The sequence below is a fragment of the Bacillus sp. 7705b genome (genome assembly GCF_002289525.1).
Classification (GTDB): domain Bacteria; phylum Bacillota; class Bacilli; order Bacillales; family Bacillaceae; genus Bacillus; species Bacillus halotolerans.
The window spans coordinates 57,002-77,904 of record NZ_NSDH01000042.1; the positions used below are offsets into that span (position 1 = coordinate 57,002).

The window sequence follows — 20,903 nt, forward strand, 5'->3', positions numbered from 1 at the left end:
GAAAACGACGTGAATGTATTAATTATCGGTAAAGGCGGAAGAGAGCATACGCTGGCATGGAAGGTGGCGCAAAGCAGCCTTGTTGATACGGTATTTGCCGCTCCGGGAAATGACGGCATGGCATCTTCTGCACAGCTTGTAAACATTGAGGAAAGCGACCACGCCGGGCTTGTCTCATTTGCAAAAGAAAATCAGGTCGGGCTGACCATTGTCGGACCTGAGGTTCCTTTAATTGAAGGCCTTGTTGATGAGTTCGAAAAAGCCGGTCTTCGTGTGTTCGGTCCGTCAAAAGCCGCTGCAATCATCGAAGGAAGCAAACAGTTCGCAAAGGATTTAATGAAGAAATACGACATACCGACCGCAGAATACGACACGTTTACATCCTTTGAAGAAGCGAAGGCTTATGTGCAGGAAAAAGGCGCTCCGATTGTCATTAAAGCGGACGGACTTGCGGCTGGAAAAGGCGTAACTGTTGCGATGACGGAAGAAGAAGCCATCGCGTGTCTGCATGATTTTCTTGAGGATGAAAAATTCGGTGATGCGAGCGCATCTGTCGTAATTGAAGAATTTCTATCTGGCGAAGAGTTTTCCCTCATGGCGTTTGTCAAAGGAGAAAAGGTATATCCGATGGTCATTGCCCAGGATCATAAGCGTGCTTTTGATGGAGACAAAGGGCCGAATACAGGAGGAATGGGCGCTTACTCTCCTGTTCCGCAAATTTCGGAAGACACCGTGCGTCATGCTGTAGAAACGATCGTCAAGCCAGCCGCAAAAGCAATGGTTCAAGAAGGTCGCTCCTTCACAGGCGTTTTGTATGCGGGGCTGATGCTCACTGCGAATGGATCGAAGGTCATTGAATTTAATGCCCGCTTCGGCGACCCGGAAACGCAGGTTGTGCTGCCTCGTATGGATTCTGATCTGGTACAAGTGCTTCTAGATCTTTTAGATGATAAGGAAGTTGACTTGAGATGGAAGGATACGGCGGCAGTCAGTGTCGTGCTTGCTTCAGAAGGCTATCCTGAAAGCTATGCAAAAGGCACGCCGATTGGCAGCCTGACAGCAAATGCTGATCAAGTTGTCGTCTTCCATGCCGGAACGAAAGCAGAAGGTGAAGAGTTCGTCACAAACGGCGGCCGTGTCGCCAATGTGACCGCTTTTGATGAAACGTTTGAAGCGGCACGAGACAGAGTGTACAAAGCCGTTGATGAGATCATCAAACCCGGCCTGTTTTTCAGAAAAGATATCGGAGCACGAGCTCTGAAGGCTGCCCAAAAATAAAGTGAAGAAAAACCCGCAGATTGTGCTGCGGGTTTTTTGTTATACAAAAGCATGCCGGAAAGCGGAAGAAGAAAGCACAACAAGCGTGGTCGGTTTTCCGTGGGCCATTGAAGCGTCTATAAAATCTTCTAGACTATGCACAGATTCCGTCACCACTTTTGTCACATAGCTGTACATACCTGTAATCCGGTGGTTCTCTGCCACATCGGGGTGAGCTGCGGCAAAGGCGGCGTAGTGTTTGCAGCTTTTCGGCTCCATCAGGATAAAAGCAGTGACATGTTTGTTTAGCTTTTCATAACAGATATCAGCGCTGTACCCGGTAATGACCCCTTTGTCCTCAAGCTTTCTGACACGTTCCGCCGCACTCGGAGAGCTGAGTCCGACAAGCTTTCCTAATTCAACCATCGTTAATCTGGCATTTTGCTGCAAATGCGAAAGAATTTGAAGGTCTGTATCGTCCATTGGTATTGCTCCTTTACATATTTAGGTGAATTGATAAAAATACCTTTTATGATTAGGTGATGTTGTTGTTTTATCTTAATTGTAGCATATAAGTGTCGTCATCTTTTTTCTATAATAAAGCCATCAACATGAGAGGAGGCATCATTTTGCCGGAATTGCAGCGTTCGATTACTTGGGTTCAAGGAGCGGCATTAACGATCGGGGCCGTATTGGGCTGCGGGATCTTAATTCTTCCGTCTGTCACGGCTGACGCCGCTGGTCCCGCTTCTTTATTGGTTTGGGGATTTATGTCTTTCTTATCTTTTCTGCTCGTCGGCACACTGGCGCGCCTTGTCAGAATGGCGCCAAGCGCAGGAGGAATCACGGCTTATGTACAGCTAGCTTTTCGGCCAAAAGCCGGAGCCATGTTGGGCTGGATTATGCTGGGATCGGTTCCGATCGGTGTGCCAGTGATCGCTTTGACTGGCGCACATTATGTCAGCTACGTCACACAGGCTTCAGATTGGCAGATTGCTTGCATTGCAGCAAGTATGCTGGCGATCTCCATTTTGCTTCATATCAGGGGCATTCAATTATCAGCAAACATCAGCATACTCGTCATCTGTGTCATTCTGCTGCTGCTTGTCATTTCTGTTGCTGTTTCACTGCCCCATGTAAAAGCAGCTGAATTTAAGCCTTTTCTGCCGCATGGCTGGTTTGCCGCGGGTTCTGTTTCTGTCATCATCTTTTTTTCTTTTGTAGGCTGGGAAATGATTACCCCATTAGCTGAAGAGTTTAAACAACCGGAAAAGGATGTTCCAATCAGTTTATTCTTGGCGGCAGCTTGTGTGGCGGTGCTTTATATCATGCTATCGTTTGTCACTGTAGGCACTCATGCATATGGAGAAAAAGGAGAAATCGCATCTCTGACGATGCTCATATCAAAAGGTACAGGGGATATTGGGGTATATGTAACGACTTGTTTAGCTCTTTTTATTACATTCGCCACCATTCATGCCAACATTGCGGGATTTTCAAGAATGGTCTATGCGTTGGCGAGAGAAGGTCATATTCCCGGGTATTTCGGGAAGCTCAGTCATACAAAACATACACCTGTCCGTGTATTAACAGCGCTGGCTTTCGTGTTTGGTTTCGTTCTTATGGCAAACGGCATATTTCAAATTGATCTGACAACGCTCCTGAAAGGACCAAGCTCAGCATTCATCGCATCTTACATATGCACAATGGCGGCAGCGCTGAAGCTGCTGAACTGGAAGGATTCAGGCTGGTGGATGGCTTTGGGGGCGCTTCTTCTTTGTACAGTGATCTACTTATTTAGCGGCTGGGCTCTCTTGTATCCGGCTGCGTTTGCGGCTGTTGGTTTTTTCTATATGAAGACAAAGGGATATACTGAGAAAAAGCTTGATCACGTTTCATGATCAAGCTTTTTTGCTTACGATTCTTGATGATCCTGTCCATGGTTTTCACCAGTGCTGTTTTGAAACATATAGGTCACAGGGCAGAAACGCAGTATGCCTGAACCTGCCTTCATGGCGCCCATAAAGATGCAGAACAGATGCATTCTGCACCAAGGTTTTTTCGTATACTTGGCACTGGCAGCTGACATAATTGTCAGTCCGCAGGCGATACGGAAGACGGCATTGATGAGACTGATGTTTGGTTTCATGGAATCTGCTCCTTTTACTTAAAAAAGTTTTTTAATCGAACCTTCAAAAATTTGTAACGTTTTTATCGTGCGTGATGGAGAAGGATGTGATAACATGAGTCTAATACATGTAAAGGAGAGTATGTGAATGTCCGAACGCACCTTTAACTGGAAAAACAAAGACATCAGGGCACAGGTTGATGTTGTAGACTCTAAGCTGCTTCCAACGCTCCTTTTACGGAATGCTCTCGTCTTAAATCCATATGTAAAACAATGGCTGAAAAAAAACATTTGGATTTATCAGGACCGTATTGTTTATGTTGGTCATGAACTTCCGGATAGAACCGAAGAAATTCATACGATTGATTGTGAAGGAAAATACATTGTGCCTGGCTATATCGAACCGCACGCACATCCTTTTCAAATATATAATCCCCAAACGCTGGCGGAATATGTGTCTCAGTACGGTACAACGACATTCGTAAATGATAACTTATTTTTGCTTTTGCAAAGCGGAAAAAAGAAAGCGCTTACTATTTTGAACGAACTCAAAAAGCTTCCGGTTCAGTATTTTTGGTGGTCACGGTATGACCTGCAGACCGAGGTTTTGAACGAGGATCACGTTCTTCCGTTTGACGTCAGAAAGCAGTGGATTGAACATCCGGATGTCATTCAAGGCGGAGAAATGACTGGCTGGCCGCGTCTTGTAGATGGCGATGATTTAATGCTTCACTGTATGCAGGCCACAAAAAAACAGCGGAAACGCATAGAAGGGCATTTTCCCGGCGCATCAGATAAAACGCTTACAAAAATGAAGCTGTTCGGAGCGGATTGTGATCATGAAGCCATGACAGGTGATGAAGTGATGAGAAGGCTGGAACTGGGCTATTATGTATCACTTCGCAATTCGTCCATTCGCCCTGATTTAAGAAATATATTGCAGGAGCTTCATGAAAAGGGCTTCCGCTACTACGACCACTTTTTTTACACAACAGACGGCGCTACGCCTAATTTCTATAAAGGCGGCATGACAAACGAGCTTATCCGGATTGCCCTGGAAGAAGGGGTTCCGGCAATCGATGCGTACAATATGGCATCCTTTAACATCGCAAAGTATTACCAAATGGATGATTATTTAGGCGTTGTCGGACCGGGAAGACTTGCGTCACTGAATATCCTTGAGGACCCGTTGCAGCCGAATCCGGTAACCGTTCTGTCAAAAGGCAAAATTCTGCGTGAAGACGGCCGTGATATGAATGCGTTTCCACATACGAACTGGAATAAAGGCGGTCTTGTCCCGCTTGAGCTTTCATATGATATGACGATGGATGATTTGCAGTTTTCCATGCCGATGGGCGTAAAAATGCGGAATGCGGTGATTATGGAGCCGTATATGATTGAGATCGACAACTCAGTCGAACAGCTTTCATTTGACCATGATGAAAGTTATTTAACGATGCTTGACAGACATGGGAAATGGCGCGTGAATACGATGATAAAAGGATTTGCGTCAAGTGTGCAGGGATTTGTGAGCTCCTTTACGACGACGGGTGACATTGTCGCGATCGGAAAAAACAAAGCGGATATGCTGCTTGCTTTCTCCCGCATGAAAGAAATCGGCGGGGGAATTGTGCTTGCGGAAAACGGAAAAATCCTTCACGAAATACCGCTTTCACTGTGCGGATGCGCTTCTTCGGAATCGTATGACATCGTGCTGGAAAAGGAACAGAAGCTGAGAGATCTTTTGACTGAAAGAGGCTATGAGTATTGTGATCCGGTTTATACGCTGCTCTTTTTGCAAAGCACGCACCTCCCGTATATACGCATTACGCCAAGAGGAATCTTCGACGTGATGAAAAAAACTGTACTCTTTCCATCGATAATGCGTTAAAATATAAAAGAGCGGGGAGCCGACATATGAAAAAATGGATGACAGTTTGCGTACTGTGTTTCGCGTTTTTCCTGCTAGTATCCTGCCAGCAGAAGGACGCTGTCCCTGATCACACAAAGAAGCTGAAAGCTCCTTTGACGGGACTGGAGACTGAGCAGAAGGTGACTGAACGCAGGCCTGTTGCTGTCATGGTGAACAATCACCCGAAGGCGAGGCCGCAATCAGGACTGTCTAAAGCCGACATTGTCATAGAAGCGCTTGCCGAAGGCCAAATCACAAGGTTTCTGGCCATTTTTCAAAGCCAGATGCCTGAAACTGTCGGACCTGTGCGGAGTGCGCGGGAATATTTCGTCACTCTCAGCAACGGTTTTGACAGCATATTTGTCCATCACGGCTGGAGTCCCGGCGCCAAGGAGCAGCTGGAATCCGGAGCTGCCGATTATATTAATGGATTGGATTTTGACGGAAGCTTATTTTGGAGAGCTGATTTCAGCGAACCGCCCCACAATTCTTACACGTCTTATCAGTACATAAAAAAGGCGGCAGAACAAAAGGGATATGAGCTGAAGCAGGAAACAGATCCAATGCTGTTTCAAACATCAGATGCAAAACCTGTAAATGAATCTTATAATGTTCGGGTAGATTATGGAACAAAAAACGTTACAAATCTTGTCGAATACAACTATGATAAAAAAACTGAAGCTTATACGAGAAGCTCTGATGGTGTCATGACGACAGACCGGGAGACCGGAAAGCCGGTTGCAATGCAAAATATTTTCATTGTTGAAGCCAGCCATCATACTATTGACCAAGATGGAAGGCGTGACATCGACATAGAATCAGGGGGTAAAGGTCTGCTGTTTCAGCACGGAAACGTCATTGAAGCAGACTGGAAAAATGTAAACGGAAGAATTGTGCCGGTAAAAGACGGCAAATGGCTGCCGTTTGTGCCAGGAAAGACATGGATAAATATCGTGCCTGATCTCGATGCGGCTTCCATTAGTAAAGGAGAAGGTGTGTAACGATGCAAATCGATAAATTACGCGGCAAAGAACTGGACCAGTTATTTAACTCGATCTTATCGCTGAAAGACCTGGAGGAATGTTATCGGTTCTTCGATGATCTTTGCACAATTAACGAAATTCAATCGCTGGCTCAGCGCCTTGAAGTGGCGCGTATGCTCCGCGAAGGAAACACGTATCATAAAATTGAAACAGAAACAGGCGCTTCTACAGCGACCATTTCCCGAGTGAAACGATGCTTAAATTATGGAAATGACGCATATGAAATGGCGCTTGACCGTGTGAAGGAGAATGAAACAGAGTCTTCTTCCAAATAAAAAACCGCCCTGCCGTCTGGCAAGGGGCGGTTTTTTTATGAAACAATTTTCTCAATCAGATTGTCGATGTCAACTGTGCTGCCATCCTCTTTTCGATAGACAACATGCTCCTTGGAAAAATGAACCGGAGAATCGATCCCGGCTGCTGCGGCCAGATTAAACAGCCCCTCACGCAGCGAAATGACGTAGTTGCAGACGCGGTGCTGTTTTTCCTCAACGCTCAGCGCTTTTTGCAGCTTCGGATCTGTGGTCGCAACGCCTGCCGGGCATGTGTTGGTGTGGCATACGAGGGCGCGGATGCATCCGACTGAAAACATCATGCCGCGTGCAATGTTGACAAAATCAGCGCCCAGAGCTAAAGCGACCGCGATTTTGTCAGGGGTCAGCAGCTTTCCGGAAGCAAAAAGTTTCATACGGTCACGCAAGCCGTATTGTCTGAGCAGCGTATCAACGATAGGGAGCGCCGTCATAATCGGGAGGCCGACTGTGTCGGCAAGCTCATAGAAGGAAGCGCCGGTACCGCCTTCACTACCGTCTACCGTAATAAAATCAGGATGTTTTCCGCTTTTCTGCATATAAGAAAAAAGCTCATGCAAGTCATCAGGCTGGCCTGCAACAATTTTAATGCCGACCGGCTTTTGACCGACGTTTCGCAGCTTTTCAATAAAATCCAGCATTTCAGGCGCGCTTGAAAATTCATGAAAGCGGTTTGGGCTGTCGATTGACTTTCCGGGTTCGACATTCCGGATGTCTGCCACCTCTTCTGATACTTTAGCGCCATCCACATGTCCGCCGCGGGTTTTAGCTCCTTGTGCGAGCTTCAGCTCAAACGCTTTAATTTGATCCAGCCGGCTTTTCTTTTTAAATTCCTCCCACGAAAATTCCCCTTTTCTATTGCGTACGCCAAATAGACCGGGGCCGATTTGGCAGATGATATCAGCACCTCCCTTTAAGTGATACTCAGACAATCCGCCTTCACCGGTATTCATCCAAGTGCCGCCCGCCTGGTGCAGCCCTTTTGACAGCGCCGTAATGGCGCGCTCTCCAAGTGAACCGTAGCTCATGGCGGATTGACCGACTAATCCCTTCACATAAAAAGGCTTTTCGCATGTACTCCCGCCGATGACTTGAACATCATCAGGATGGAGAAAATACGGATCAGCCTTGATACGTTCGGCATGTTCGCTGCGTCTGAACAGATTGTCCGAATCGATTTTATAGATGTGGGTTTCGATTTTCGGAGACTGGCCCACACGCAATTCTTCTTTTTGTTTTGGGAAAAGGGCGTTTCGGATATAATAGCCCGGTTGATCAAAATCTCTTACCGATCCGAACCCCATCATTCTGCTTTTGTATTTTCCTGATATGACTGTTTGCTCATATTCTTTTCGTGAAAAAGGCTGTTCCTCATTGTCATTGCTGAATAAATACTGCCGCAGCTCCGGTCCGATTTTTTCAAAAATATAGCGAAACCTTCCGATGACAGGATAATTGCGGAGGATTGAATGCTCCTGCTGTTTTTCGTCCTTTATGTAGATCCAGACAAACAATGCGATGGGGATAACGATGATCCCGATGATAAATGCAATAAGTGCAATAATGATGTATTCCATCTGTCAGCCTCCCTTTTTTATGTAACCATTTCCACTGTTGGGGCGTTTCCAAACAATAGAAAATATTACTGTGTTTTTCTATAAAAAGAGAGCGGAACAGCCGCTTTTTTTCTGCGGAAATAGAATCAAAACACCTTTTTCAGTGAATAAAGAGAATGACGGCTTTTTCCGTTTTTCCGCGCTATGTGAATTTGTTATAATGTTTAAATGGTAAGAAACGAATGGAGGAACGGATGACGTGTACGATGTAACGGAGTGGAAGCATGTCTTTAAACTCGATCCAAATAAAGATTTGCCTGATGAACAGCTGGAGATTCTTTGTGAGTCAGGGACTAATGCGGTTATTATCGGAGGAAGCGACGGTGTAACGGAGGATAATGTCCTGCGGATGCTGTCTCAGGTGAGACGGTTTTTAGTGCCGTGTGTCCTTGAGGTGTCAGCGATTGAAGCGATTGTCCCTGGCTTTGACTTATATTTTATTCCGAGTGTATTAAACAGCAAAAATCCGGATTGGATTGTCGGAATGCATCAGAAAGCCATGAAGGAATATGGAGAACTGATGTCGATGGAAGAAATCGTGGCGGAAGGCTACTGTATCGTAAATCCTGATTGCAAAGCCGCGGTATTAACGGAGGCGGACACCAATTTGAATCATGACGATATCATCGCCTATGCGCGCGTATCTGAACTGCTGCAGCTTCCGATTTTTTATCTGGAATACAGCGGCGCTCTTGGGGACATAGAAGCCGTGAAGAAAACGAAGGCTGTATTGGAAACGTCCACCCTGTTTTACGGAGGCGGCATTAAAGATGCGGAGACGGCAAAACAGTATGCCGAGCACGCGGATGTCATTGTGGTGGGCAACGCTGTGTATGAGAATTTTGATGAAGCGCTGAAGACAGTAGCAGCTGTCAAAGGCGAGTAGCGAAATGTACGGATTTGGTTTATGATAGAACATATGTTTGTATAGGCGGGTGACGAATTTTGAATTACATTAGCAATCAACTATTAAGCGGATTAAACCCCGTTCAGCAGGAAGCTGTCAAAACAACGGACGGGCCTTTGCTGCTGATGGCGGGAGCGGGAAGCGGAAAGACGCGTGTCCTGACACACAGGATCGCTTATTTAATGGCGGAAAAGCATGTGGCGCCGTGGAACATTCTGGCGATCACATTTACAAATAAAGCGGCACGGGAAATGAAAGAACGTGTGGAAAGCATTCTCGGACCGGGCGCGGACGATATCTGGATTTCCACGTTCCACAGCATGTGTGTGCGGATTTTGCGCCGAGATATCGACCGCATCGGGATCAACCGCAATTTCTCAATCCTTGATACGGCTGACCAGCTTTCAGTCATCAAGGGAATTTTGAAGGAACGCAACCTCGATCCGAAAAAATTTGATCCGAGGAGCATCCTCGGCACGATCAGCAGTGCGAAAAACGAATTAACCGAACCTGAGGAATTTTCTAAGGTTGCCGGCGGCTACTATGATCAGGTCGTCAGCGATGTATACACTGATTATCAGAAAAAATTGCTGAAAAACCAGTCGCTTGATTTCGACGACTTAATTATGACGACCATTAAACTGTTTGACCGTATTCCGGAAGTGCTTGAGTTTTATCAGCGCAAATTCCAATACATCCACGTCGATGAGTATCAGGATACGAACAGAGCGCAATACATGCTCGTGAAGCAGCTGGCTGAGCGTTTCCAAAACCTTTGTGTTGTCGGCGACTCCGACCAGTCCATCTACAGATGGCGCGGGGCGGACATTGCCAACATTCTTTCCTTTGAAAAGGATTATCCGAATGCCAGCGTCATTTTGCTTGAACAAAACTACCGTTCGACAAAACGGATTTTGCGCGCGGCCAACGAAGTGATCCAAAACAACACAAACCGAAAGCCGAAAAATCTATGGACGGAAAACGATGAAGGAATTAAAATTTCCTATTACCGCGGAGACAATGAATTCGGTGAAGGACAATTTGTTGCCGGGAAAATTTATGAGCTTCATAACACCGGCAAACGGAAGCTGTCGGATATCGCCATCTTGTACCGGACAAACGCCCAGTCCCGTGTGATTGAGGAAACGCTTCTCAAAGCGGGCCTGAACTATAACATTGTCGGCGGCACAAAGTTCTATGACAGAAAAGAAATCAAAGACATCCTCGCGTACCTGCGTCTCGTATCCAATCCGGATGATGACATCAGCTTCACGCGTATTGTCAATGTGCCGAAGCGCGGAATAGGCGCCACATCGCTTGAAAAAATCGCTTCATATGCAGCGATGAACGGCTTGTCACTATTCCAAGCGATTCAGCAGGTTGATTTCATTGGCGTCAGCGCCAAGGCAGCAAACGCGCTCGACAGCTTCAGACAGATGATTGAGAACCTGACAAACATGCAGGACTATTTATCAATTACCGAGCTGACCGAAGAAATTCTCGATAAAACCGAATACAGAGAAATGCTGAAGGCTGAAAAATCAATTGAAGCCCAAAGCCGTTTAGAAAACATCGACGAGTTCCTGTCTGTAACGAAAAACTTTGAACAGAAAAGCGAAGACAAAACACTCGTTGCGTTCCTGACTGATTTGGCACTGATCGCTGATATCGACCAGCTCGACCAGAAAGAGGAAGAATCCGGCGGCACGGATGCGATCACGCTGATGACGCTGCACGCCGCAAAAGGATTGGAATTCCCGGTTGTTTTCCTTATGGGACTCGAGGAAGGCGTCTTCCCGCACAGCCGTTCACTGATGGAAGAAGCAGAGATGGAAGAAGAACGCCGTCTCGCTTACGTGGGCATTACAAGAGCGGAGCAGGAGCTTTATCTGACCAACGCAAAAATGCGCACGTTGTTTGGCAGAACAAACATGAACCCGGAATCACGCTTTATCGGTGAAATTCCTGATGATTTATTGGAAAACCTAAATGAGAAAAAAGAAACGAGAGCGCCGTCTGCGAGAAAAATGCAGCCGAGACGCGGCCCTGTTTCCCGTCCGGTGTCCTACGCAAGCAAAACAGGCGGCGATACCCTAAGCTGGGCTGTCGGAGATAAAGCCGGGCATAAAAAATGGGGCACAGGAACCGTTGTCAGCGTGAAAGGCGAAGGAGAAGGGACCGAACTCGATATTGCCTTCCCGAGCCCGATCGGTGTGAAACGCCTGTTAGCGGCATTCGCGCCAATAGAAAAGCAGTAATTGAAGAGGAAAGGAAGAAGCAGATGGACAAAGAAACAGCGAAGCAGCGGGCAGAACAACTGCGCCGCACCATCAACAAGTATAGCTATGAATATTACACCTTAGATGAACCGAGCGTCCCGGATGCCGAATACGACAGATTGATGCAGGAGCTGATTGCGATTGAGGAGGAGCATCCAGACCTCAGAACGCCTGATTCTCCTACACAGCGTGTCGGCGGCGCTGTGCTTGATGCGTTTCAAAAAGTCACTCACGGCACGCCGATGCTCAGTCTGGGCAACGCGTTTAATGCTGACGATCTCCGCGACTTTGACCGCCGTGTGCGACAGGCCGTGGGTGATGATGTGGCGTATAATGTGGAGCTGAAGATAGACGGTCTTGCTGTTTCTCTCCGTTATGAAGACGGCTATTTTGTCAGAGGCGCGACAAGAGGCGACGGGACGACGGGAGAGGATATTACGGAAAATCTGAAGACGATCCGCACTATCCCGCTCAAAATGAAACGCAGCCTTTCGATTGAAGTGCGCGGCGAGGCGTATATGCCGAAGCGTTCGTTTGAAGCGCTCAATGAAGAACGGATCAAAAACGAGGAAGAACCGTTCGCAAATCCGCGCAATGCCGCTGCGGGATCACTCAGACAGCTTAACCCTAAAATTGCGGCGAAACGAAATCTCGATATCTTCGTCTACAGTATAGCGGAGCTTGACGAAATGGGTGTGGAGACACAAAGCCAAGGACTTGATTTTCTCGACGACATCGGCTTTAAAACGAACCAGGAACGGAAAAAATGCGGCAGCATAGAAGAAGTCATTGCGATGATCGATGAGCTTCAGGCGAAACGCGCCGATCTCCCGTATGAAATTGACGGCATCGTCATCAAAGTGGATTCCCTTGATCAGCAGGAGGAGCTTGGTTTTACGGCGAAAAGCCCGCGCTGGGCCATAGCGTATAAGTTTCCTGCAGAAGAAGTCGTGACAAAGCTTCTCGATATCGAATTAAATGTCGGAAGGACGGGTGTGATTACGCCGACCGCGATTCTTGAGCCGGTAAAAGTAGCCGGGACAACGGTCTCAAGAGCATCCCTTCATAACGAAGATTTAATTAGAGAGAAGGATATCCGGATTTTGGATAAGGTAGTCATCAAAAAAGCGGGCGATATCATTCCTGAAGTCGTGAACGTTCTCGTTGAACAGCGGACAGGGGAAGAAAAGGAATTCAGCATGCCGACAAGATGCCCTGAATGCGGCAGTGAACTCGTCCGCATTGAAGGAGAAGTGGCACTTCGCTGCATCAATCCTGAATGCCCTGCACAAATCAGAGAAGGTCTGATTCATTTTGTCTCCCGCAATGCCATGAACATTGACGGGCTTGGCGAACGAGTCATTACACAGCTGTTTCAGGAGAATCTCGTCCGAAATGTGGCAGATCTGTATAAGCTGACGAAGGAACAGGTGATTCAGCTCGAACGCATGGGCGAAAAATCAACTGAAAACCTGATCAGCTCTATACAGAAATCGAAGGAAAATTCATTAGAGCGCCTGTTATTCGGCCTTGGCATCCGCTTTATCGGCTCGAAGGCTGCAAAGACGCTCGCCATGCACTTTGAAAGCCTGGATAATCTGAAAAAAGCCACCATAGAGGAGCTTCTCGCAATAGATGAAATTGGTGAAAAAATGGCTGACGCAGTCATCACCTATTTCCATAAAGAAGAAATGCTCGAGCTTTTGGCAGAGCTTGAGGAGCTGGGCGTAAACACACTTTATAAAGGTCCGAAAAAAGTAAAAGCAGAGGACAGCGATTCCTATTTTGCAGGCAAAACCATCGTTCTGACAGGAAAGCTGGAAGAGCTGTCAAGAAACGAAGCGAAAGCGCAAATTGAAGCGCTCGGCGGAAAGATGACTGGAAGCGTCAGCAAAAACACAGACTTGGTCATCGCCGGAGAAGCGGCGGGAAGCAAGCTGACAAAAGCGCAAGAGCTGAACATTGAAGTGTGGAATGAAGAACAGTTAATGGGAGAGCTAAAGAAATAAGAGGAGTGTTTTCTATTGAAAAAGACGTTGGTAATGGCGGCAACGGCGGCAGTGTTAATGCTGTCTGCCTGTTCGTCAGGTTTTGGGGGGAAGAAGGAGGAAGAGATTACGCAAAAAACGGCGAAATCGTCAGAAAAAGCGATTATCCCGAAATACAATATCTCTGACTCCTATTACAAAATGGTGCTTCCGTTTAAGGCGGGGAAAGCACGTGGCCTGACAACGGAACAGCTGAATACAAGACTTGATATTGATGAGTTTGAAACGGGGCTGATGCGCCTTGCCCAGGACTCTTTCTCGACAGATGATTATCTGTTCCAAGAAGGACAATACTTAGATGAAGATACAGTATTAAGCTGGCTGGCTCGGAAAAAAACAGGCTCTGATCTGAAAAAAGCCCAAAAAGAAGATAAAAACTTTAAAAACGAGGGTCTGAACCCAGCACTCCCTAGCTCTGGTTCAACTGAAGAGAAAAACGAAAGCAGTCCGGTTTATTTAGCTTCTATGCTGGAACATGATTACTTAGTCAGAAAAGACAAGAATTCCATCCAGCTTGGCGGCGTTATGATCGGCTTGGCGTTAAATTCAGTGTATTACTACCGTGAAAAAACAGGCGACCCTCAAAAAGAAGTGGAGATTGATAACAGCACACTCCGTAAACAGGGAGAAAAAATCGCGCAGGAGGTCATTAACCGCCTTCGCAAAAAAGACAACCTGAAAAATGTGCCGATTACGATTGCGCTTTACAAACAGGCGTCCAAAACATCAATCGTTCCCGGCAATTTTATCGCCAAAACAGAAGTCAAAGCAGGCTCCTCTGATATCTCAAACTGGGACGATGTAAATGAAAAATACGTCTTCTATCCGGCCGATACGAGCACTGCAGAGAAATATCCTGATGATACTGAAGTTTTTAAACGGTTCAAAAACTCAATTGACAACTACTTCCCGAACTACACAGGTGTTGTCGGAACGGCCCTGTATGAAAACGATGAAATGAAGAAAATGAAAATTGAAATTCCGATGCAATTCTACGGAAAGAGTGAAGTCGTCGCGTTTACCCAGTTCTTAACGGGTGAAGTCATGGACTACTACTCAAAGAGCTCACTAGATCTCGAAGTGGATATTACATCCTCAGACGGACAGGAAGCGGTCATTCTCCGCGATGCTGGCGATAAAGAGCCGACTGTTCACATTTATGACTAAAATAAGTTAACCCCTTGCGCCGCAGCGGCGCTGGGGTTATTTTTTATATTGAATTTGGAGATCGTTGGATAGGGAATGCATTTATGTTATAATGTTCTAAAAATAGAAAATGGTTGGAAATATGAAAAACAAATCCTTTTATTTCATATGGGCGGGTCAGTCGATTGCCAATTTAGGAGACTCTCTATATGTGCTGGTGCTGACCCTGTTTACCTATCAAGTCACAGACTCGGCTTTTTTAGCATCTCTTGTGGCCATGATGCAATTTGTCGGCCAATCATTAAGCGCAGTATTTATACCTGTTTTTATCAATAAATACAGGCTTAAGCAGATTTTAATCTTTTTACAGCTTACGCAAACCATACTTTTATCTTTGCTGCTCCTCATATTTATTATAGATTTTAAATCTATTGTAATCTTTTTCTTGATTGTATTTTTCATGTCGCTGTTAGATGGAGGAACCATCCCGGTCAGAAATTCTATGATTCCCCGTTTTGTTCCAAAACCCATGCTATTAAAAGCAAATAGTCTTGTGCTGACCTCTGATCAGATCGTGCTCTTGCTCGGTTGGCTGCTCGGCGGCCTTTTGATCAAATGGCTCGGGCCCCAATTGCTATTAATGCTGACTTTTGTGCTTTATGGCACTTCAACAGTGTCATTATTTTTTGTCAAGGATGCGGGTAAAGGAGATGGAGAACAGGAAGAAAACGAATCTTTTATTGATAAAATCTCAGCTGGCTGGAAAGCGATTTATCAAATGCCTGTTATCAGAATGCTGACTGTTCTTGAGCTTTTATCCATGTTCGGCAGAAGCATTTGGACGGGGGCTATCATTCTTGTATATGTCGATGAAATGCTTCATAAAAACGAAACATGGTGGGGATTTATTAATGCCAGCTATTTCGCGGGTACCATTACAGGCGGTTTAATCGTATGGAAATTTTCGAAAAACATCAACGGAAAGCTGTTCTCAATGATTTTATGGACATCACTTGCCATCGGCGCTTCTACATTATGTCTTGCGCTAAACAAATATGCGCTGGTATCCCTGCTTCTTGTCTTTATTCTCGGACCCTCATTTCAGCTCAGGGGGATTGCGATCAGAACTTATGTGCAGGAGAACATAAACGAAACACTGCTACCGAAAATCCTGTCTGCTCAGCATACAATAAGCACATTTGTATACGGTGCTTCTATCTTGATTATGAGCAGTCTAACTGATTGGCTTGGTGTGCAATATATCTTTTTCTTGAATTTTATCATTTTTATTGTTTCAGCGCTTCTATCATTAAAACTACAAAAATGAACAAATATATACAATATATTATAAATATTTACATAAATATGTTTGTGTGATTAAATGGTTTTTAATCAAATACTTTTGGAATTTTGGACGGTCATTTTCATTTATTTCCTCTTTCTCCCGTTAAAAAGCTCGCAGACGAAAAGCATATGAGAATCCGACTTTTGAAATAATATAACTCCTCATAATCGTATGTTTCCCGCTTGCATTCAGCTGATTCGTACGCACCGTAAGCTCTTCGGCCCGCTGCAAGTTGCTTTCCTGCGCATAGCTGATTGTAAACTTTATATTTAGACTGGAAATAAATTGATCGGATGGTCCTTCAAACTGCTCTTCAGCCTCTCTTCTGTGATCATCCTCCACATACATCTGTCGGCGCCTTTTTGCAACCTCTGTTATAAAGCTGGCTTCAGGAGAGGATCGTTGATGAGATCTTTATAGGGGCAGCATCCCGTCGATTTCCCTCGAGGAGAAGCTTCCCCATCGGCTTGATACGGAGGGACACATCGGCTGGATTGTTGAAGCGGCGGACAGATTTAGTGATGAAGGCATTGTTGGTGCGGTCATGGGGGTCCTAATGGAAGACTCATTAAAGATCGATACATTTTAGCTCAGCTGCCGCGCATCAGGCAAAGGCATTGAACAATATAAAGTTCTGACAGGGCTGGCTTCATATGCATGGGAAAAACAGCTTGCGACGATATCCTTGCAGTTTAAGGATTCAGGCAGAAATCGGGCTTTTTCTGAATTCTGGGCTGCGCATCGTTTTGAAGAAGAAGCGGATCGTATGTATCACAATTCTGTGTATGATGTAGAGGATCGAAGCGGGCATATCGAATGGGGTATCCTCTCGGCAGCCTGCGCAGGATGTAACGGAAAAAACGGCTGCAGGTGATGTATTGCCGCAAGCTTTCATTGAAAACACAAATGCTCATTGGAAAGTGCTGCATGCTGAACAATCCCGCATTCTTCATATAGTGGCCTTAGATACAAACCGGCCGGAGCATTTGCGAGCTTTATTAGTGAAGGAACATATAGGAGCCGAAGCAGTAGAAAGCGGGCCGGAACCGGAAACAGAACAGCAAAAAATACTTGCGGACATTTAAGGATATTCTCCACTTGGATCATGTAGGTATTGACCCAACTATTTCTTTCATTTAGGAGGAAATTTACTTCTCGCTGTCAAAATGGAAGTAAATGTGGAAAAGAAGGGCTGGTATGTTGATGATTGGAATTTCACAAAAAAACACACGATAAAAGAATTATTTAAATATATGAAGAGGGAGAATCAGCATGCATAAAGATATTAAAGCAATATTCGATGAAGAAAAGGTTCTGGCAGAAGCTGCCGTTATATATGGATTTACAAGAGAGCAGGTGCAATTCTTAGCAGATGCGGAAAACTATGTGTATGAGTTTGCTAAAGACAACGAATCTTATATTTTAAAGATTACACACACAATTCGCAGGTCGCCTAATTACATTATGGGGGAAATGGAGTGGCTCCATCACCTTGCTGAAGGAGGACTTTCAGTAGCCAAACCGATCCCGTCGCTAAATGGAAAAGATGTTGAGGAAGTGCCAGATGGAAATGGCGGAGCGTTTTTACTCAGAGTATATGAGAAGGCGCCGGGGCACAAAGTGGACGAATCCGACTGGAATGAAACCCTATTTTTTGAGCTTGGCAGATACACAGGGAAAATGCACAGCTTGACAAAAAGCTACAAGCTCAAAAATCCTGCTTTTAAAAGACAGGAGTGGGATGAAGAAGAGCAGCTGATGCTTAGAAAATACGTGCCGGAAGACCAGACACAGGTGTTTCAGCAGGCGGATGAGCTAATGAATGAACTGCGCCAATTACCAAAAAGCAGGGACAGCTACGGCTTGGTTCATGCAGACCTCCACCATGGCAATTTTAACTGGGACCAAGGGAAAATCACAACATTTGATTTTGATGACATCGGATACAATTGGTTTGTCAATGATATCAGCATTCTCCTTTATAATGTGCTGTGGTACCCCGTCATTCCATATGAAAATAAAGCCGTGTTTACAGAGGAATTTATGACGCACTTTATGAACGGATACAGAGAGGAAAATAATCTTGATGCTTCGTGGCTGAAAAGAATACCTGATTTTCTTCGTCTGCGTCACATGCTGATATACGGACTGCTGCATCAAATGTTTGATCTTAACTCAATAGGCGCAGAAGAAAAAGAAATGCTGGCCGGTTTCAGAAGGGATATAGAAAACCGCACGCCGATCACAGAATTTGATTTTTCAAAGCTCGTCTAGAACGAAAAAAGCCAATGGGATATAATGCCCCATTGGCTTTTATAATGTATCGCACTTCACGCCGACGACACCTTCAATGTCTTTTATATCATAGTAGACATCGGTCGTATATCTGTTTTTATGGACACGGACCTTGACTTCCATGATCGGGAATTCTTTTTCATGAAGGTCATCGATTCGGACGGAGTGTGTCTTAATGTTTCTTCTTTTCATTTCTTTTAAGATCTCTGTCATTTTGTCTTTATCAGAAAGTGACATTCTGATGCGGATGTCTTTTTCCTGCAGACGGTCTGGACCGATTTTTCTGACCGCCCACGGAAGAAATTCAACGCTGATCAGGATGAACAGAAGGCTGGCAAAGGCTTCTTTATAAAATCCCGCTCCGGTAGCAAGCCCGAGTCCTGCCGCACCCCAAATCATAGCCGATGTGGTTAAGCCGGAAATGACGTCGTTGCTTTTCCGCAAAATGACACCTGCGCCGATAAACCCGACGCCGGAGATGATTTGCGCCGGCAGACGCAGCGGGTCCATCATGATGCGGTAGTATTTAGGGAAATGATATGCCGCGTTAATACTGACGATCGTCAGCATGCATGAGCTGACGGCGATAACGATACAGGTTTTTAATCCGAGCGGCTTATTCTTCAGCTCGCGCTCCAGCCCGATGACCATGCCAATCAAAGTGGCAATGCCTAATTTTAATAAAATGTCAGGATCAATATACCAGCTCAACAGCAACTTCCCCCTTATCTATGGTGTTTTTAAATAAATATGATTTTCTCACAGTATTTATCGCAAAACAAGGGCACAAAAGCCACCAAGCAGCGCTTGATGGCTTTTTGATTATTTTTTGCGTTTTAACAGTTTTTCCATGACACCGAATAATCGGTAAGAGGCTTTTGCAGGCCGCTTCGTGATCATGCTGACGATAATGCCGGCAATCATACTGAGGATAAACCCAGGGATGATTTCGTACACGCCGGTTGATTTTGCCAGGCCGGTTGTAATCCAGATCAACACGGTCGCAGCCCCGACAATCATCGCAGAAAGCGCGCCCCATTCGTTCATCCGCTTCCAATACAGGCTGAGCAGAATCGCAGGCCCGAAAGCTGAACCGAAACCGGCCCACGCGTATCCGACCAAATCAAGAATGGAGCTGCTCGGATTCAAGGATAAGAGCACCGCAATAACGGCAATCACTAAGACGGACAGACGCCCGACCATTACTAATTCTTTATCGGAAGCTTTTCGTCTGAAAAACGTCCGGTATAAATCCTCTGTCACAGCACTTGCTGTTACTAAGAGCTGTGAGGAGATGGAACTCATGATCGCAGCCAAAATAGCTGACAATAAGAATCCTGTAATTAAAGGGTGGAACAAGATTTTAGAGAAGATAATGAATATCATCTCCGGATCTTTTACAGCAACACCGAATTTATGGGCATAAGCAACACCGATTAAACCCGTCAGGACGGAACCGAGAACTGAAATGATCATCCAGCTCATGCCGATTCGGCGCGCAGGCTTTAAATCTTTAATGTTTTTAATGGCCATAAACCGGACGATAATATGAGGCTGGCCGTAGTAGCCCAAGCCCCAGGCTAAATAGGAAATAATGCTAATGACGCTCGCGCCTTTAAAGATATCCAATAAATTTGGGTTAACAGCGCTGATTTCATGGAAAGTCGGAGCAACGCCGCCCACATGGGTAAAAGCAACGATCGGCACAAGCACTAGTGCTGCAAACATGATCGCACCCTGCACGAAGTCAGTCAGACTGACAGCAAGGAAACCGCCAAATAGTGTGTACAATACGACAACACCGGTAGTCAGAAGCAAGCCTAATTTGTAATCCGCGCCAAAAGCAGATTCAAACAGCCGTCCGCCAGATACCATACCGGAAGAGGTATACAATGTGAAAAAGATCATAATGACCAAAGCAGATACGATTTTCAGCAGTGATGAAGAATGCTGGAATCGTTTATCAAAGAAATCAGGAATCGTAATCGCGTCATCCGCCGCTTCCGTATAAGCACGCAGCCTTGGAGCCAGCAGCAAGTAGTTTGAGTACGCCCCGATTGTAAGACCTAAAGCAAGCCATAAGGTTGACAGCCCTGTCGCGAACATCGCGCCGGGAACACCCATCAGCATCCATCCGCTCATATCCGCCGCTCCGGCAGACAAAGCAGTAACAAACGGTCCGAGGCCTCTTCCTCCAAGCATGTAATCGTTGATATCAGTTGTTTTCTTAAATGCATACCAGCCGATTAACAGCATGGCAATAAAGTAAATTCCTAAAGAAATAATAATTTCAATACTCACGTTTTACCCTCTCTTCAATTCTAATAATGTTGCATCACCTCTCAAATTGATGGTGCCAGTTAAGCAGCCTGGCGCAAGTGCGACACAAAAGATATTCTTTTGCAGGTGCACTTGGTAACTTAACCTAACAAAGTATTCCCACCCATTCAAGCGATGAAACATAGACGGTCAGCGGGAAATACCGAGGCAAACCTAGAAGGGAATAAAGATTAAAACGCTTTCAAAAATAATTAAAGTAAAAATTTTCAGAAAAATATTTCGTTTCTCCTTCGCCTCTTTTTAGTATAAAATATATAGGGTATTGTCTCGAAAACA

Annotated in this window: 18 protein-coding genes; 12 read left to right on the forward strand and 6 right to left on the reverse strand. The window is 45.5% G+C overall.

Annotation, left to right across the window (positions count from 1 at the left end; translation table 11 throughout):
- The first annotated feature begins 9 nt into the window (after positions 1–9).
- The gene (gene purD, locus CJU60_RS16510; protein WP_095714335.1) at positions 10–1,278 is read left to right on the forward strand and encodes a phosphoribosylamine--glycine ligase; all 1,269 of its coding nucleotides are present in this window, start codon (positions 10–12) and stop codon (positions 1,276–1,278) included.
- A gap of 39 nt (positions 1,279–1,317) precedes the next feature.
- Here purD and CJU60_RS16515 read toward each other — a convergent pair whose 3' ends face one another.
- Positions 1,318–1,740: an Lrp/AsnC family transcriptional regulator gene (locus CJU60_RS16515; RefSeq protein ID WP_024120450.1), complete on the reverse strand. Its 423-nt coding sequence runs from the start codon at positions 1,738–1,740 to the stop codon at positions 1,318–1,320.
- A gap of 143 nt (positions 1,741–1,883) precedes the next feature.
- Here CJU60_RS16515 and CJU60_RS16520 point away from each other — a divergent pair, with 143 nt between their 5' ends.
- Positions 1,884–3,158, forward strand: a complete 1,275-nt coding sequence (locus CJU60_RS16520; protein ID WP_095714386.1) for an APC family permease — start codon at positions 1,884–1,886, stop codon at positions 3,156–3,158.
- 14 nt (positions 3,159–3,172) lie between these two features.
- Here the strand turns inward: CJU60_RS16520 and CJU60_RS16525 are convergent, their stop codons facing one another.
- Complete coding sequence (locus tag CJU60_RS16525; protein WP_095714336.1) at positions 3,173–3,406, reverse strand: YgaP family membrane protein; 234 nt, start codon at positions 3,404–3,406, stop codon at positions 3,173–3,175.
- Between the two features lie 127 nt (positions 3,407–3,533).
- Here CJU60_RS16525 and CJU60_RS16530 point away from each other — a divergent pair, with 127 nt between their 5' ends.
- The 3 genes from CJU60_RS16530 to CJU60_RS16540 are packed head-to-tail and all read left to right on the forward strand — an operon-like array spanning position 3,534 to position 6,615.
- On the forward strand, positions 3,534–5,276 hold the full coding sequence (locus tag CJU60_RS16530; RefSeq protein ID WP_024120453.1) for an adenine deaminase: 1,743 nt from the start codon (positions 3,534–3,536) through the stop codon (positions 5,274–5,276).
- 26 nt (positions 5,277–5,302) lie between these two features.
- Positions 5,303–6,298: a DUF3048 domain-containing protein gene (locus CJU60_RS16535; RefSeq protein ID WP_024120454.1), complete on the forward strand. Its 996-nt coding sequence runs from the start codon at positions 5,303–5,305 to the stop codon at positions 6,296–6,298.
- A 2-nt stretch (positions 6,299–6,300) separates the two neighbouring features.
- Positions 6,301–6,615, forward strand: coding sequence for a YerC/YecD family TrpR-related protein (locus CJU60_RS16540; protein ID WP_014479070.1), 315 nt, complete (start codon positions 6,301–6,303; stop codon positions 6,613–6,615).
- Between the two features lie 35 nt (positions 6,616–6,650).
- Here CJU60_RS16540 and CJU60_RS16545 read toward each other — a convergent pair whose 3' ends face one another.
- Complete coding sequence (locus CJU60_RS16545) at positions 6,651–8,228, reverse strand: FMN-binding glutamate synthase family protein (protein WP_095714337.1); 1,578 nt, start codon at positions 8,226–8,228, stop codon at positions 6,651–6,653.
- Between the two features lie 238 nt (positions 8,229–8,466).
- Between CJU60_RS16545 and pcrB the strand changes: the two genes are divergently transcribed.
- From pcrB to CJU60_RS16570, 5 genes are all read left to right on the forward strand, one after another.
- Positions 8,467–9,153, forward strand: a complete 687-nt coding sequence (pcrB, locus tag CJU60_RS16550; RefSeq protein WP_095714338.1) for a heptaprenylglyceryl phosphate synthase — start codon at positions 8,467–8,469, stop codon at positions 9,151–9,153.
- A gap of 59 nt (positions 9,154–9,212) precedes the next feature.
- Positions 9,213–11,432, forward strand: a complete 2,220-nt coding sequence (gene pcrA / locus CJU60_RS16555; protein ID WP_095714339.1) for a DNA helicase PcrA — start codon at positions 9,213–9,215, stop codon at positions 11,430–11,432.
- Positions 11,433–11,455: 23 nt separating this feature from the next.
- On the forward strand, positions 11,456–13,462 hold the full coding sequence (gene ligA / locus CJU60_RS16560; RefSeq protein WP_095714340.1) for an NAD-dependent DNA ligase LigA: 2,007 nt from the start codon (positions 11,456–11,458) through the stop codon (positions 13,460–13,462).
- Between the two features lie 15 nt (positions 13,463–13,477).
- The gene (locus tag CJU60_RS16565) at positions 13,478–14,668 is read left to right on the forward strand and encodes a CamS family sex pheromone protein (RefSeq protein WP_024120459.1); all 1,191 of its coding nucleotides are present in this window, start codon (positions 13,478–13,480) and stop codon (positions 14,666–14,668) included.
- Between the two features lie 121 nt (positions 14,669–14,789).
- On the forward strand, positions 14,790–15,974 hold the full coding sequence (locus CJU60_RS16570) for an MFS transporter (RefSeq protein WP_255238349.1): 1,185 nt from the start codon (positions 14,790–14,792) through the stop codon (positions 15,972–15,974).
- A gap of 120 nt (positions 15,975–16,094) precedes the next feature.
- Here the strand turns inward: CJU60_RS16570 and CJU60_RS16575 are convergent, their stop codons facing one another.
- Positions 16,095–16,340 (reverse strand): hypothetical protein, encoded by a 246-nt coding sequence (locus tag CJU60_RS16575; protein ID WP_255238350.1) that lies wholly within the window; start codon positions 16,338–16,340, stop codon positions 16,095–16,097.
- Between the two features lie 530 nt (positions 16,341–16,870).
- Here CJU60_RS16575 and CJU60_RS21915 point away from each other — a divergent pair.
- Both CJU60_RS21915 and CJU60_RS16585 read left to right on the forward strand, forming a co-directional pair.
- Positions 16,871–17,077, forward strand: coding sequence for a hypothetical protein (locus CJU60_RS21915; protein WP_255238351.1), 207 nt, complete (start codon positions 16,871–16,873; stop codon positions 17,075–17,077).
- A 187-nt stretch (positions 17,078–17,264) separates the two neighbouring features.
- A complete protein-coding gene (locus tag CJU60_RS16585; protein WP_095714341.1) occupies positions 17,265–18,266 on the forward strand; it encodes a phosphotransferase enzyme family protein in 1,002 nt (333 codons plus the stop codon).
- A gap of 39 nt (positions 18,267–18,305) precedes the next feature.
- Here the strand turns inward: CJU60_RS16585 and CJU60_RS16590 are convergent, their stop codons facing one another.
- Positions 18,306–19,004: an MgtC/SapB family protein gene (locus tag CJU60_RS16590; protein WP_081638247.1), complete on the reverse strand. Its 699-nt coding sequence runs from the start codon at positions 19,002–19,004 to the stop codon at positions 18,306–18,308.
- A gap of 105 nt (positions 19,005–19,109) precedes the next feature.
- Positions 19,110–20,588 (reverse strand): proline transporter OpuE, encoded by a 1,479-nt coding sequence (gene opuE, locus CJU60_RS16595; RefSeq protein WP_095714342.1) that lies wholly within the window; start codon positions 20,586–20,588, stop codon positions 19,110–19,112.
- Positions 20,589–20,903 lie beyond the last annotated feature (315 nt).

What these genes read in the sequence shown, in the direction of transcription:
- CJU60_RS16515 (WP_024120450.1), bottom strand. Translation starts at nt 1,740, where the DNA reads ATGGACGATACAGACCTTCAAATTCTTTCGCATTTGCAGCAAAATGCC.
- CJU60_RS16525 (WP_095714336.1), bottom strand. Translation starts at nt 3,406, where the DNA reads ATGAAACCAAACATCAGTCTCATCAATGCCGTCTTCCGTATCGCCTGC.
- CJU60_RS16530 (WP_024120453.1), top strand. Translation starts at nt 3,534, where the DNA reads ATGTCCGAACGCACCTTTAACTGGAAAAACAAAGACATCAGGGCACAG.
- CJU60_RS16535 (WP_024120454.1), top strand. Translation starts at nt 5,303, where the DNA reads ATGAAAAAATGGATGACAGTTTGCGTACTGTGTTTCGCGTTTTTCCTG.
- CJU60_RS16540 (WP_014479070.1), top strand. Translation starts at nt 6,301, where the DNA reads ATGCAAATCGATAAATTACGCGGCAAAGAACTGGACCAGTTATTTAAC.
- CJU60_RS16545 (WP_095714337.1), bottom strand. Translation starts at nt 8,228, where the DNA reads ATGGAATACATCATTATTGCACTTATTGCATTTATCATCGGGATCATC.
- ligA (WP_095714340.1), top strand. Translation starts at nt 11,456, where the DNA reads ATGGACAAAGAAACAGCGAAGCAGCGGGCAGAACAACTGCGCCGCACC.
- CJU60_RS16570 (WP_255238349.1), top strand. Translation starts at nt 14,790, where the DNA reads ATGAAAAACAAATCCTTTTATTTCATATGGGCGGGTCAGTCGATTGCC.
- CJU60_RS16575 (WP_255238350.1), bottom strand. Translation starts at nt 16,340, where the DNA reads ATGTATGTGGAGGATGATCACAGAAGAGAGGCTGAAGAGCAGTTTGAA.
- CJU60_RS16585 (WP_095714341.1), top strand. Translation starts at nt 17,265, where the DNA reads ATGCATAAAGATATTAAAGCAATATTCGATGAAGAAAAGGTTCTGGCA.